At 65.3% G+C, this 13,075-nt stretch carries 7 protein-coding genes; 1 reads left to right on the top strand and 6 read right to left on the bottom strand.

Annotated elements, in window-relative coordinates; translation table 11 throughout:
• Positions 1-9 precede the first annotated feature (9 nt).
• The 3 genes from FDY95_RS12250 to FDY95_RS12240 form a co-directional block, all read right to left on the bottom strand.
• A complete protein-coding gene (locus FDY95_RS12250) occupies positions 10-1,713 on the bottom strand; it encodes a hypothetical protein (protein WP_138078066.1) in 1,704 nt (567 codons plus the stop codon).
• 201 nt (positions 1,714-1,914) lie between these two features.
• Entirely contained in the window at positions 1,915-2,439 is a 525-nt protein-coding gene (locus FDY95_RS12245; RefSeq protein ID WP_246074013.1) for a gliding motility lipoprotein GldH, read from the bottom strand.
• A 12-nt stretch (positions 2,440-2,451) separates the two neighbouring features.
• Positions 2,452-3,894, bottom strand: coding sequence for a PSP1 domain-containing protein (locus FDY95_RS12240; protein ID WP_246074012.1), 1,443 nt, complete (start codon positions 3,892-3,894; stop codon positions 2,452-2,454).
• A 632-nt stretch (positions 3,895-4,526) separates the two neighbouring features.
• Here FDY95_RS12240 and FDY95_RS12235 point away from each other — a divergent pair.
• Positions 4,527-5,336 (top strand): M57 family metalloprotease, encoded by an 810-nt coding sequence (locus FDY95_RS12235; protein WP_138078064.1) that lies wholly within the window; start codon positions 4,527-4,529, stop codon positions 5,334-5,336.
• 403 nt (positions 5,337-5,739) lie between these two features.
• Here the strand turns inward: FDY95_RS12235 and FDY95_RS12230 are convergent, their stop codons facing one another.
• From FDY95_RS12230 to FDY95_RS12220, 3 genes are all read right to left on the bottom strand, one after another.
• Entirely contained in the window at positions 5,740-8,346 is a 2,607-nt protein-coding gene (locus FDY95_RS12230) for a S8 family serine peptidase (protein WP_138078063.1), read from the bottom strand.
• Between the two features lie 360 nt (positions 8,347-8,706).
• On the bottom strand, positions 8,707-9,870 hold the full coding sequence (locus tag FDY95_RS12225) for a zinc-dependent alcohol dehydrogenase (protein ID WP_138078062.1): 1,164 nt from the start codon (positions 9,868-9,870) through the stop codon (positions 8,707-8,709).
• A gap of 691 nt (positions 9,871-10,561) precedes the next feature.
• A complete protein-coding gene (locus FDY95_RS12220; RefSeq protein WP_138078061.1) occupies positions 10,562-12,838 on the bottom strand; it encodes a GH92 family glycosyl hydrolase in 2,277 nt (758 codons plus the stop codon).
• Positions 12,839-13,075: the final 237 nt, after the last annotated feature.

Genomic DNA, 13,075 nt, shown 5'->3' with positions numbered 1-13,075 from the left:
TATCCGAACCTAGTACCGGTCGTCATCGTCGCGGCCGCGGTTGCGGCGGCCGGCCGAGCCGGAACCGTAGTCCGAGTCGTCGTCCTGGTTGCGGTAGTTGCCGCGGTTCTGCTGGCCGTAGTTCTGGCTGCGGTCTTCGTTGCGCATGTCGCCGCGCGAGGCCGAGCCCTGGCGCGAGTTGCGGTTCGACGAATCGTACTCGTCGTTGTAGGAGCCGCCGCGCGAGCCGAAGCCCTGGTCGGAGTTGCCCATGTAGCCGCCGCGCCCTTCGTTGTAGCCGCTGCGCGAGTCGTAGTTGCTGTTCTGCGAGCCGTAAGACGAGCCGGAGCGGCCGGAGCTGTAGCGGTCATCGTTGTAGCCGCCGCCGTAGCCGCTGCCCATCTGGCCGCCGCCCATGTTGCTGCGGCCGTAGTTGCCCTGGCTGCGGTTGTTCTGGTTGTCCCAGTCGCGCCGGCCCGAGCCCTGGTTGTCGTAGCCCCCGCGCGAGGACGAGCGGTCCTGGTCTTCGCGCTGGTTGCGGGTGCTGTACTGGCCGTAGTCGTCCTGCTCGCGGCCACCGCGGCCGCCCTGCATGTTGCGGCCCTGGTCACCCATCGACGAGCGGCCGTAGTCCTGGCTGTAGCCCTGGCCCTGGCCGTAGCGTGAGCCGTTGTCGTTGGAGCTGCGGTAGTCTTCGCGCTCGTAGTTGCCGTAGCCACGGCCACCCATGTTGCCCTGGTTGCTCGGCTGGCCGCCGTAGTTGCGGCCGCTGTAGTCGCCGCCCTGCGAGCCGGCGCGGTCTTGGTAGCCGCCGCCCATGCTGGTACCGCCCTGCTGGCCGTAGCCGCGCTCCTGGTAGCCGTACGAGTCGCGCTGGCCGTAGTGGCTGTCCATGTGGCCTTGGCGCTGCTCACCGTAGTTGTGGCCGCCCTGCTGGCCGTAGTTGCCCTGCATGCCGCCGCGGTTGCTGTTGCTCATGCGGTCCTGCTGGCCGTAGCTGCCGCTGTAGCCGCCCTGGTTGCCGCGGTAGTCGTCCTGGCCGCCATACTGGCCGTAGGAGTTGCCCTGGCGGCCGCGGTTATAGCCGTCGTCGCCGTACTCACCGCCGCGCGAGCGGGTGTCGTAGTCGCGGTCCTGGTTGCCGTAGCCACCCTGGGTGCTGCCGCGTCCTTGCGAGCCAAATTCGCCGCGCCCGGCGCCGCTATACATGTTTTCGTCGCGGTCATGGTCGCGGTGGCTGGCTTCCATGGAGTTGCCGAAGTTGCCGCCGTAGTTGCCCTGCTGGCTGTCCTGATCCTGGCTTTTGCCGGCCGACGAGCCGCTCTTGCCCGACGAGGCTTTCGTGGCGCTGCTGCCCGTTTTCCTGGCCGACGACGAAGCCGAAGCGGCCCCGGTGGCCGATTTGGCGCCGCTGCTCTTGCTGCTGCTGGCGCTGCCCGACTTGCTGGCGGTGCTGCCCGTTTTGCTGCCCGAGGTCGAGCCGGTGAGGCCGCCCTGGCCCATGCTCGTTTCCGAGTTGGCCAGCGACTGGCTGGAAGTAGTTGAGCCTGACGGGCGGTTGCTGTTGCCGCTGGTCAGGCCCGAGGGAGTGGAAGTAGAAGAACCGGCTTGGTTGCTGGTGTTGCCCTGCATACCGCCGGCATTGGCGTTCATGCCCGTCGAGCCCGTGGTGCCCTGGGTCGAACCCAAGTTCGGGTTCTGGGCGCTGTTCGGATTTTTGGTGTTGTCAGCCATTGTGAAAGGTGTTGGTTGATTAGGGTGAGAAGTAGGAAAGCAGTCAAAACTATACGCCGCCTTTTCCGACGGAGTTGTCCAAACGAATACATTTCCCGTCCTGCTTGGCCCCGGTTTCGCACCGATATCGGCGTAGCCCGAAACGCAAAAGCCGCCCCGGTTTCGGAGCGGCTTTCACCTGTTCAAATAGCTGATTGGCTTCTACTTTGCAGCGCCCTCAGCCGCTACTTTCTCCACCCGCACACCCACCGACATGATGCCGGGCAGCACGTCCTGGCGCATGTACTGCTCCAGCACCACGCGGTACTTGCCGGCCTGCGCAAAACGCTGCCGTGGCATGGCCAGAAACTGGTGGTCGTAGATGTCGCCGGTGCCGTTGCCGCGCGGCTCCCCGGTCTTCGGGTCCATCAGAATCATCTGGTGCAGCCTGGGGGCGCCCACCGGCTTGCCGTCGGGCCCCGTCAGCGTGGCTTTCATGTAGAGGTTGTAGTAGCCGTAGCCCATGGCATTGCGCACGTTGAAGTACACGTTGTAGAGCTGCGCCGGATCGGTAATCTCGAACTCAAACGCGGGCTTGTCCTGTACCGACCACAGGTAGGGCTGGCCGTTGGCTTTCAGGTCGGCGTTGTCCTCGTACACCCTGTTCGGGTCGCAGGCCGCCAGGGCCGGGGCCAGCAGCAGCAGCAGCGCGGCCCGGCGCCAGTTGTTCAGCATTCGGTGCATCATCGCAGGTAAAAATCAGGAAGCGGAGGGAGCTGAATTGCCGGGCGCGCCGGGGCCGCTTTCCCCCCCACCGCGTCGTCCACCACGGCGCGAGCGGCCGCTTCGCTCGCCCCGGCCTTCTTCGCGTGGCGGGCGGGCGGCTCCCGCGTCCGGGCCGCTGTTGTCGCCGCCGGCGTTGTTGCGGAAGCGCGGGTCGAAGCGCGGGGCCGGGCGGTCGGTGCGCGGAGCGTCGGTGCTCACGTTGGCGCGGCCGCGGCGGTTGCTGCCGCTGCGGCTGCCGGCTTTGCCACCGCGGGCCTCGCCGCCTTCGGCTGCCGCCGGGGCCGCTTCCACGGGCGGTTTGGGCTTGGGCTCGGGGCGCGGGCGCGGGGCGTCTTTGGGCACGGCCGCCGTGGGCTTGGGCTGCACACCGGCTGCCGGCGTCAGCGGGCCTTTTTCCTTCTCCTTTTTCTTTTTGCGCTTGGTGCGTTTACCGGCCTTGATCTTGTCGTCGAGGCGGTCGAGCGAGCCTTCCACGTGCTCCTGCACGCTCACTTCCACCACCGGTTCCGTCACGGGGGCCAGCAGGGTGTCGGGCTTCTCGCCGGCTTTGTTCAGGGCCAGGATTTCCTTTACCCGCTCGGTGGGCAGCATCACCCAGTTGTTGTCGCCGCGGAGGGCAAACCACATGCGCTTCTTGAAGATGTCGGTCTTCTGCAGAAAAGCTTCACCCAGCTGCGTTTGCAACGGCCGCGACACCTGCGGAATGTCCTTCAGCGCGTCGAGGTAGGTTTCCAGCTCGTAGTTCAGGCAGCACTTCAGGCGGCCGCACTGGCCCGAGAGCTTGGCCGGGTTCAGGCTCAGGTTCTGGTAGCGCGCGGCGGTGGTGCTCACGCTCTTGAATTCCGTCAGCCAGGTGGAGCAGCACAGCTCGCGCCCGCAGGCCCCGATGCCGCCGAGGCGGCCGGCCTCGTGGCGCAGCGAAATCTGCCGCATCTCCACGCGCACCCGGAATTCCTCGGCCAGGCGCTTGATCAGGTCCCGGAAGTCGACGCGGTCCTCGGCCGAGTAGAAGAACGTGGCGCGGGTGCGGTCGGCCTGGTACTCCACGTCGGAGAGCTTCATTTTGAGCCGCAGCTCATCCACCACCGAGCGGGCCCGGAACATGGTGTTCAGCTCCAGCTCGCGGGCGGCTTCGTAGCGCTCCACGTCCTGCTCCGTAGCCACGCGCAGGATGCCGCGGATGTCCTTGGAGTCCTGCGGCACCTTCTTCTTTTTCATCTGCAGGCGCACCAGCTCGCCCTTGAGCGAGACGTAGCCCAGGTGCCAGCCGTTGCCGCCGGCCTCCACCACCACGGCGTCGCCGGTGGTGAGATGGATGCGCTTATCGTTGCGGTAAAACTCTTTGCGGCCGCCCTTGAAGCGGATTTCGACGAGGTCAAATTCTTGAAAACCAGCGGGCAGGTCAATGTCCTGCAACCAGTCGAATACATTCAGGCGCGTGCAGCCACCTGACGAGCAGCCCCCTTTCGAGCCACAACCACCGGTAGAGCATCCGCCCCCACTGGAACATGAAGTGCAAGCCACAATGAAGATCTATTAACAAGCAGGCCACCGGAGTGGGGCCCGCGAAGAACAATTCGGTTTCAAACAAAGATACGTAATTCGGCAAGTGGCCTGAGAAGCACGCCGACCGACCTTTCTTATTCCCACTTTGGGCGGCCAATTCCCCCTTCTTATCCTTGGTTTACCACGGCACGCCGGACTATTCCCAATACTGGACTTTAGCAATATCAGCCCGATTCATTAGGCGCGCCTAATAATCGTCCGCTCGGCCATTCTTTAGCCAAACGCGTTTATTAGAATATTACCAAAATAAACAACGCAACTTATTCTCGCGCCCGGTCTGATGGCTACCCTAAAATCCGTTAAAAGATAGCCCACACTCAATCTTCTGCCTGGTCTTCCCGGCTACTATAAGGAACAGGCGCCTGCATGAACGCGCGATACGATGAATAAATAATGAGGTTTAGATGAATTTTATTTGATGTTTTTAAAAAATCCTTCTACCTTTTGCGCATTGTTCAACCAACTCCCCAACCAAACCACCAATGAAGTTTAACAAAGTACTGTCGACCGCTGCTGTTTGCGCCTTCGCGGCGCTGTCTATGACCAGCTGCTCCAAAAAGGAAAATGTCCAAGCCAAGGGCCCCATTGCCGACGCCACTATCAACCAAATTAAGGCGCTAGGCTTTACTACTACTGGCGCCCAGAAAGTGGACGGCGGCGTTGTTGTGGAAGGCGACATCCTGCTGACCAACGAAATGCTGGCCAGTGCTCCGGATCAGAGCCTGCTGCGCGTTGGCCAGGACGAGCAGTACCGCACCACCAACCTGGTGCAGCGCCTGCCCCGCACGCTGACGGTTAAGCTGATCGGCAGCTTCCCCTCGGCCTACGTATCGGCCGTCGATGAGGCCATTCGCCGCTACAACGCGGAAAATCTGCAACTGCACTTTACGCGCATCACCAGCACTGCTACGGCCGACCTGCCCATCACGTCGGCGTACCTGGGCGCTGGTATCCTGGGCCAATCGGGTGGTTTCCCCTCCAACGGCAACCCGGCTCCCGGCTTCAAACTCTCGCCGACCGTAATCAACAGCACCAACGTCAACTACATTGCCACCATCATGGCGCACGAAATGGGCCACTGCATCGGCCTGCGCCACACCGACTACTTCAACCGCGCGTATAGCTGCGGGGGCTCGGCCTCGAACGAAGGTGCCAGCTCGGTAGGCGCTATCCTCATCCCCGGCACGCCCTCGGGCGCCGACCCCAACTCGTGGATGCTGGCCTGCGTTGGCAACGGCGTTAACCGCTACTTCAACGCCAACGACAAAATTGCCCTCAACTACCTCTACTAAGCCTCACCGCTTAGCAGAACCGCAAACGTCCCCTGGCTCAGCTGAGCCAGGGGACGTTTTTATTGTCCGGTTACCGTGCTGCTTGCCCAGCCGGCCTGCGGTAGTGAAGGGCGCGTACCGGTTACGACCAATGAATCTTGCTCAGCTGGCTTTGCACCGTAATTGACCTCCTTTACCCAAGCGCTGCCCCGCGCACCGCTCGACTCTGCCTGCCCCTTGGGCTACAAAGCGGGTAGCCGCATATTCACCCCCTGCCAAGGGCGCTTCCTCGGCTGGCCTGGAAGCCAGGTATGCCTCGGCCTCTACACGTTTCCCCTATTCCCAGGCCGCGCCAGCTCAACCAGCACTCCTACTTATCGAGCTGGCACGGCTTGGGAATGGCGGCTTCGGCAGTCACGCGTTTTTACAGCACCAGGATGCGCCGGGTGACTTCGCGGCCGCCGGGTATGCTTACGCGCAGCAGGTAAGTACCGGGCTGCAGACCATGCGTATCCAGCTCTTTGATGACGCTGGTGTCGGTCGTTTCGTCGCGCTGCACACGGCCGACTACGTCGAACAGCCGCACGCGTAGTATTTGGTCGGGGGGGCCTACTACGCTTAGGGGCTCCCCGGCAGCTACCGGCACCGGGTACACCAGCACATCGGCCACGGCGGGCACATAATTCACGGCCTCTACCTGGCTGTACAAGGTTTGGCCGGTGCTGAGCTGCAGGCGGGCCCGGTACTCGGCCCGGCCCAGCCGTGGCTGCGGATCGGTGAGCCGGGTGGCCAGCTGCAAGTTGGAAGTCAGGGTTTGCACGGCGAAAAAGCTACCGTCGGCATTCCGGCGTTCCAGGGCAATGGCCTGGAGGCGGTAAGTGGTGCCCAGCGTGAGGTTGAACTGGATGGTATCCATCACCAGCTGCCGGGGCAGGAAGGAGCGCACGTAGCAGCCGTACCGGCTATCCGTCACGTCGATGGAGCTGCCCCGCTCTGCTGCCCGGCCCTGCAGAACCGGGGCCACGGCGTAGTAGCGGGCGGCGGCTTCGGCGGCGGTGAGGCGCAGGGCCGTATCGGGCAGCAGGCGGTAGGGCTCCAATTGAGAGGCGCCCAGGCGGTACACCTGGTACTGGGTGGCGCCGGGCACCCGGGGCCAGGTCAGCAGGGTTTCATCGGTGCAGGTATAGGCCACGTCCAGCGTCAGCGGCCGGGCCACGAAAAACGTGTCGGATACGACGGCCCCGGTGCCGGTGAACAGGCGCAGGCGGGCGGCGGCCGGGGTAGCCGGGGCCATCCAACGGCAGGTTTGCTGGGTTAAATCCAGGGAAGAGCTGACGGTGGTCCAGGCGGTTTGGCCCAAGGGCTGGTATTCCAGCCGGGCAGTCGTAGCCGGGCCGGCCCACTGCCAGCGCAGCAGCGCCTCTTCCCCGGCCCGCAGGTTGCGCGCTTTCGAAGGATGAATCCAGGTCAGGCCGTTTTCCAGCTCGTAGGCCACGCTGAAGGTCTGTGGCCCCTGGCCCAGCTGGTAGCCCCGCACGCGCAGCTCGTAGGTGCCGGCGGCGGGCAGATCCAGCGTCACCTGTTCGGCGTTGTCGCGGTGGTTGGGGCGGCGGCGGGCCGGGCGGGCCAGCGAATCGAGGTGGGGGTAGGCGCTGAGCGTCCAGGGCAGCCAGCGCTGTCCATCGGCGGGCCGCACGAGGGCCAGGTCCAGGTCGTTGACGAGGGTGCTGGCGGCGTTGGCGGCGGCTTCGGGGTCGGTCCAGGCCAGGGTAATCTTGAGGCGGTGAGTGCCGGCCGGCACCGTAATCGGGAATACCTGCTCCTGGCCCTGCGCCACGCTGCCCTCCACGAAGCGGCCGTCGAGCATGGTTTGCACCGCCCCCAGCGCGTCGGCCTGGCCGTAGCCCGCCACGAAATCCACGTTGGGCCGCCCGGCGTCGTCGGCGGTGTTCAGCAGGGCGGCCCGCACCAGCGCCGCCGGGGGCAGGGTGCCGCGCCGCTCCCGGTAGGCGTGCTGGGCGAGCAGGCTGATGCCCGACACCAGCGCCGCCGCGTCGGAGGAGCCGCCGCTGCCGTAGGCCACCAGCTCGGGCTTGACGCGGCCGTCGGCGGCGGGGCCGCGGGAGCTGAGCGCCACCACCTGCCCCAGGGCATCGGTGTTGCCCACGCTCAGGCTGTTCTTGGCGTTTTTGAACTCCCCGGTCAGGTTGGCGGTGCTGGCCAGCCCGGCATAGGCGGTAGCGGCAGGCCCGGGCTGGCTGCCGACGTTGCCGGCCGAAAATACGTGCACCAGGGCCGGGTATTGCCGGGCCTGCGCGTCGTAGGCGCGGGCTTCGAGCCCGTAGAAGTTCTCCACGCCCACACTCACCCCGTACGAGTGGTTCTGCACCGACACGCCCTGCGCCGCCAGCCCCGGTCCGTCGTCGGGCAGCAGGTTGCCGGAGCTGGACTGCGCGATGCGCGCCTGCCAGGCCGCGCCTTTGCCGTTGGGCGAGGAGTTGCCGCCCCCGGCAATGAGCGTGGTCATTATCGTGGAGTGCGCGTTGAGAAGCTGCGCCTGCGGGTCGGGGTTGACGAGGCGGCCCTTGAAGTCGATATCGGTGATGTCAATTGGGTCTTCCTTCACCGACACCGTCAGGCCCTGGCCCGTCAGCTGGGGGTAGCGGGCGTGCACGGCGGTGATGGTGTTGGCGGTGAGGTCGGCGCCGTTGAGCTGACGCTCCGGGCGGGCCTGCCGGTCGGCGGCCTCCACGAAGCGCACGTAGGGGCAGGCGGCCAGCGCGGCGGGCGTAGCCGGGCCGTTGACGGTGAGCAGCTGGGGCTGGCCGGGCACGGCTTGCAGCCGGGCGGCGGGCAGGTACTGCCGGGCCCAGCGGCGGAAGGCGGCGGCGTCGGTCACCTGCACGCGGTAAGCGGCGGAGGAGCGGGCCGTGGCCGGCGAAGCTAGTTGTAGCGGCGGGGCCAGCTTGCTGAGCGGGGCCGCGCGGTCGGCGGGTGCCTGCGCCTGGGCGGCCGACAGGGGCAGCAGCACCGCCAGCAGCAGCGCGGGGACGGCACGTAGAAAAGTAGTTTTCAGGACGGTGTTCTGGTTGGGAGGAGGCGGATAGCGGCAAGTCTGCGCGGCCTTGCCGGGGCAGCCGGGCGGGTCGGGGGCAGTCGATGAAAGATACTAAAGCGGCTGCAGTTGCGGCTTGGTTTCCGGGTGCCTTCGGGGCGACAAATGCAAAAAAAGAACCTGCCGGCTGGCAGGTCCTTTAGCATTGGCGCGGTCGTGGGTCGGAATATGCCGGCACGTGCGCCCGGCGCGGAACCGGACCGGGCAGCGCGGTATCAGGTCGGGCGGCGTGGTACCGGATCGGGCGGCCGGCATGGGCCGGCTGCCCGGTGGGGGCTAGGGCTTGAGCACCACTTTGGTGCAGTTGTCCTTCTTGTTGCGGAAGATGTCGTAGCCGTGGGCGGCTTCGCTCAGCGGCAGGAGGTGCGAGATGACGTCGTCGAGCTTCACCTTGCCCTCCACCACGTACTGCAGCAGCTGGTCGATGTGCTTGTGGGCTGGGGCCTGCCCGCCGCGCAGGGTGATGCCCTTGTCGAAGAACTGGCCCAGGGGGAAGTTGTCGAAGTAGGCCCCGTACACGCCCAGCACCGACACGATGCCGCCGCGGCGCACCGCGCTCATGCAGGCCTCGAGGACCTTGGGCGAGCCTTTTTCGAAGTTGATGACGGCCTTGGCGCGGTCCAGCAGGTCGCGCTCCGGCTCAAAGCCCACGGCCTCCACGCACACGTCGGCGCCGCGGCCCTGGCTCATGCTGCGGATTTCCTCGATGACCTGCTGGCGGTCCTCCCACAGGATGGTGTCGCAGTTGGCGGCGGTTTTGGCTTTGTCGAGGCGATACTGCAGCACGTCGACGATGACCACGCGGGCGGCGCCGCGCAGCCAGGCCGACTTGGCAGCCATGATGCCCACCGGCCCGGCCCCGAAAATGGCCACGAACTCGCCGCCCTTCACCTCGCCCCAGTCGATGCCGCTGTAGCCGGTGGGGAAGATATCGGTCAGGAACAGGGCCTGTTCGTCGGTGAGCGAGTCGGGAATGACGCGGGGGCCGTAGTCGGCGTAGGGCACGCGCACATACTCGGCCTGGCCGCCGTTGTAGCCGCCGTAGAGGTCGGTGTAGCCGAAGAGGGCGCCGCCTTTCTGGGTGAGCACGCCGCCCTCGGGGCCGTAGTGGTCGGGGTTGGAATGCTCGCAGTGGCCGGGCAGGTCGTGGTTGCAGAAAAAGCAGCAGCCGCAGGCCACCGGGAAGGGCACCACCACCCGGTCGCCCACCTTGAGCTTGCCGCCCACGCCCTTGCCCACTTCTTCCACGATGCCCATGAACTCGTGGCCGAGCACCATGGGCCGGGGCTGGGGAATGCCGCCGTTGTAGATGTGCAGATCGGAGCCGCAGATGGCCGTGCTCGTCACGCGGATAATGGCGTCGCGCGAATCGACGATTTCCGGGTCATCGACCGTGTCGACGCGCACGTCCTTGATGCCGTGGAAGACTAAGGCTTTCATGGAATGGGGGTTGGTTGTGAAATAGATGGCGTAGCGGGCAACAGAATAGGCTAACGGGCGGCGCGGGGCCGGGGTTATGGCCTGAAGCCAAGGCAGACCGCCCGTCGGATAATGCCTGCACCGGTGCAGGACGCCCCATGAGGCCTTCGGATGCCATCTGCATCGGTGCAGGATGACTCATGAGGCCTTCGGAAGCACCCTTCACCGGTGCAGGATGACTCATGAGGCCTTCGGAGGCACCCTGCACCGGTGAAGGATGACCCATGAGCCCTTCGGATACGTCCTTCACCGGTGAAGATTGCTTCATGAGGGCTTTGGAGGCCCTCTTCACCGGTGAAGGATGACTGCTGAGCCCTTCGGAACCGTTTTTCACCGGTGAAGGATGATTCCGAAGGGACAGTGAGGCCGCGCGGGCGGGGCGCCTCCCCCCCCGGCCCCCTCTCCGAAAGTGGAGAGGGGGTGCGTTCAACGATTCTGGATGGGTGCGGGCCTACAGCCGCGGAGCGGCGCCATATTAGTAGTCTAACGGATGGCCGAAAACCGAGCTGCAGCGCAGCGGCACAGCATTGCTGACGTTTACACGTCCCGTTCAATGCCATGCCGCTGCGCTGCAGCTCGGTCGTTCTACTGGGTTGGTAATGCTACTAATATGGCGCCGCTCCGCGGCTGTAGGGCCGCACCTCCCCCCCTCCTACTGCCGGCTGAACGAGTACGGCGCGTCCTGGGGCTGGGTGCCGCGCTGCCGGTTGGGCTGGCTGGTCATGTCGAAGTCCAGCGTGGCGCCCTGCAGCAGCTCGGCGTGGCGCAGGAAGTTGCGCGGGTAGTCCTGCCCATTCAGCCGCAGGCCGCCGATGTAGCGGTTGGCGGCTTCGCGGTTGCCGGGGGCGTTGAGCACGATGGTTTTGCCGTTTTCCAGGCGCAGGGTGGCCCGGGGGAAGAGCGGGGCACCGAGCACGTACTCGTCGGTGGCGGGGCAGACGGGGTAGAAGCCCAGGGCGGAGAAGACGTACCAGGCCGAGGTCTGGCCGTTGTCCTCGTCGCCGCAGTAACCGTCGGGGGTGGGCAGGTAGAGGCGGTTCATCGTCTCGCGCACCCAATACTGCGTTTTCCAGGGCTGGCCGGCGTAGTTGTAGAGGTAGGTCATGTGCTGGATGGGCTGGTTGCCGTGGGCGTAGTTGCCCATGCCGGCAATCTGCATCTCGCGGATTTCGTGGATAACCTCGCCGTAGTACGAGGCATCGAACACCGGCGCCAGGGTAAAGACCGTGTCCAAGGTGGCCACGAAGGGCTTGGGGCCGCCCATGAGCGTCATCAGCCCGTGGATGTCGTGGAAGACCGACCAGGTGTAGTGCCAGCTGTTGCCCTCGGTGAAGGCGTCGCCCCACTTGAATGGGTTGAAGGGAGCCTGCCAGGTGCCGTTCTGGTTTTTGCCGCGCATCAGGCCGGTTTGCTTGTCGAACAGATGGCGGTAGTTCTGGCTGCGCCGGGCGTAGAGGCTCCACTCCTTTTTGGGCCGGCCCAGGGCCTTGCCGAGCTGGCTGATGGCGAAGTCGTCGTAGGCGTATTCCAGCGTCCGGGCCGCGCTTTCGTTGATTTTCACGTCGTAGGGCACGTAGCCGAGCTTGTTGTAGTACTCCACGCCAGCGCGGCCCACTGCCGTCATGGGGCTGGCGTTGTTGGCCCCGTGCAGCAGGGCTTCGTAGAGCGTGTTGATGTCGTAGCCGCGCCCGCCCTTCAGGTAGGCATCGGCCACCACGGAGGCCGAGTTGTTGCCGATCATGATGTTGCGGTAGCCGGGGCTGCCCCACTCCGGCAGCCAGCCGCCTTCCTTATAGGCATTGGCGAGGCCCGCCTGAATCTGGCTGTTCACGCTCGGGTACATCAAATTCAGGAATGGAAACAGGCAGCGGAAGGTGTCCCAGAAGCCGGTATCGGTGTAGAGGTAGCCGGGCAGCACCTGCCCGTTGTAGGGCGAGTAATGCACGGGCTGGCCCTGGGCGTCCAGCTCGTAGAACTTGCGCGGGAAGAGCAACGAGCGGTACAGGCAGGAGTAAAACGTGCGCTGCTGGGCCTCGGTCCCGCCCTCAATCTGAATGCGCCCGAGCTGCGTCGCCCAGGCCGCCCGCGCCTTGCGCTTCACCGTCTCGAAGTCATCCGGCCCGACCTCCTCCAGGTTGCGCAGGGCCTGCTCCGGGCTGATAAACGACGAGGCCACCCGGGCCTGCACCTGCTCGCCCTTGCGCGTCTTGAAGCCCACCACCGCGCCGGTATGATTGGCTTCGGCCGCCAGCCTGACGGCATCCAGTACTTTATCCTGGAAGATGGCCGTGCTGGTGAAATCGTGGTCGAACTCGATGACGAAGTAGTTCTTGAAGTTGGCCGGCACGCCCTTGCTGTTGCGGGTGGTGTAGCCCGTGATGCGCCGCTGCCCCGGCAGCACCTGCACGCTGGAGCCGCGGTCCAGCGCGTCGAGCACCACGTAGGCGCTGTCGGTGCGGGGGAAGGTGAAGCGGAACCGGGCCGCCCGCTCGGTGGGGGCTATTTCGGTGGTGATGTCGTGGTCGGCCAGGTACACGCGGTAGTAATACGGGCGGGCTTCCTCCGACTTGTGCGAAAACCAGCTGGCCCGCTCGTCCTCCCCGAAGCGCCGCTGCCCGGTGATGGGCATGAGGGCAAACTGCCCGTAGTCGTTCATCCACGGCGAGGGTTGGTGGGTCTGCTTGAAGCCCCGGATTTTGTCGGCCGCGTACTGGTAGGCCCAGCCGCTGCCCATCTTACCGGTCTGCGGCATCCAGCAGTTCATGCCCCAGGGCAGGGCAATGGCCGGGTAGGTATTGCCGTTCGACAACTCCGGCTTGGAGTCAGTGCCCATCAGCGGGCTGACCAGGTCGACGGGCTCGGGCAGGGTTTGGGCGGGGGCGGCCAGGGTGGCCAGCAGCAGGCAGAGGAGCAGCAGGGGTTTCGGCATAGCGAGCCGAAAGTAGTTGTCCGCTCCTGATTTAAAAGCAGGCGTCTTTTGGCCCGCGGAAGGCGCAGAAGTTTTCGCGGAAGGCGCAGAGGACGTTCTGGTAATGCAATGTCAGAACAACTCAGCGCCCTCTGCGCCTTCTGCGGGCTCAAAACTCCCGGGCGGTGGTCTAATGCGTGGTTTTTACGTACAAGCGGTATGATTCAGACCACGATGAGCTGCGGCAAGTGCGGGAGC

The sequence above is a fragment of the Hymenobacter jeollabukensis genome (assembly GCF_005771675.1).
Lineage (GTDB): Bacteria > Bacteroidota > Bacteroidia > Cytophagales > Hymenobacteraceae > Solirubrum > Solirubrum jeollabukense.
This window is presented reverse-complemented; position numbering and strand designations above follow the sequence as displayed.

Bases quoted from the DNA above. Each gene is read 5' to 3' on its own strand.
- FDY95_RS12250 (WP_138078066.1), bottom strand. From the start codon at position 1,713: ATGGCTGACAACACCAAAAATCCGAACAGCGCCCAGAACCCGAACTTG.
- FDY95_RS12245 (WP_246074013.1), bottom strand. From the start codon at position 2,439: ATGATGCACCGAATGCTGAACAACTGGCGCCGGGCCGCGCTGCTGCTG.
- FDY95_RS12235 (WP_138078064.1), top strand. From the start codon at position 4,527: ATGAAGTTTAACAAAGTACTGTCGACCGCTGCTGTTTGCGCCTTCGCG.
- FDY95_RS12225 (WP_138078062.1), bottom strand. From the start codon at position 9,870: ATGAAAGCCTTAGTCTTCCACGGCATCAAGGACGTGCGCGTCGACACG.
- FDY95_RS12220 (WP_138078061.1), bottom strand. From the start codon at position 12,838: ATGCCGAAACCCCTGCTGCTCCTCTGCCTGCTGCTGGCCACCCTGGCC.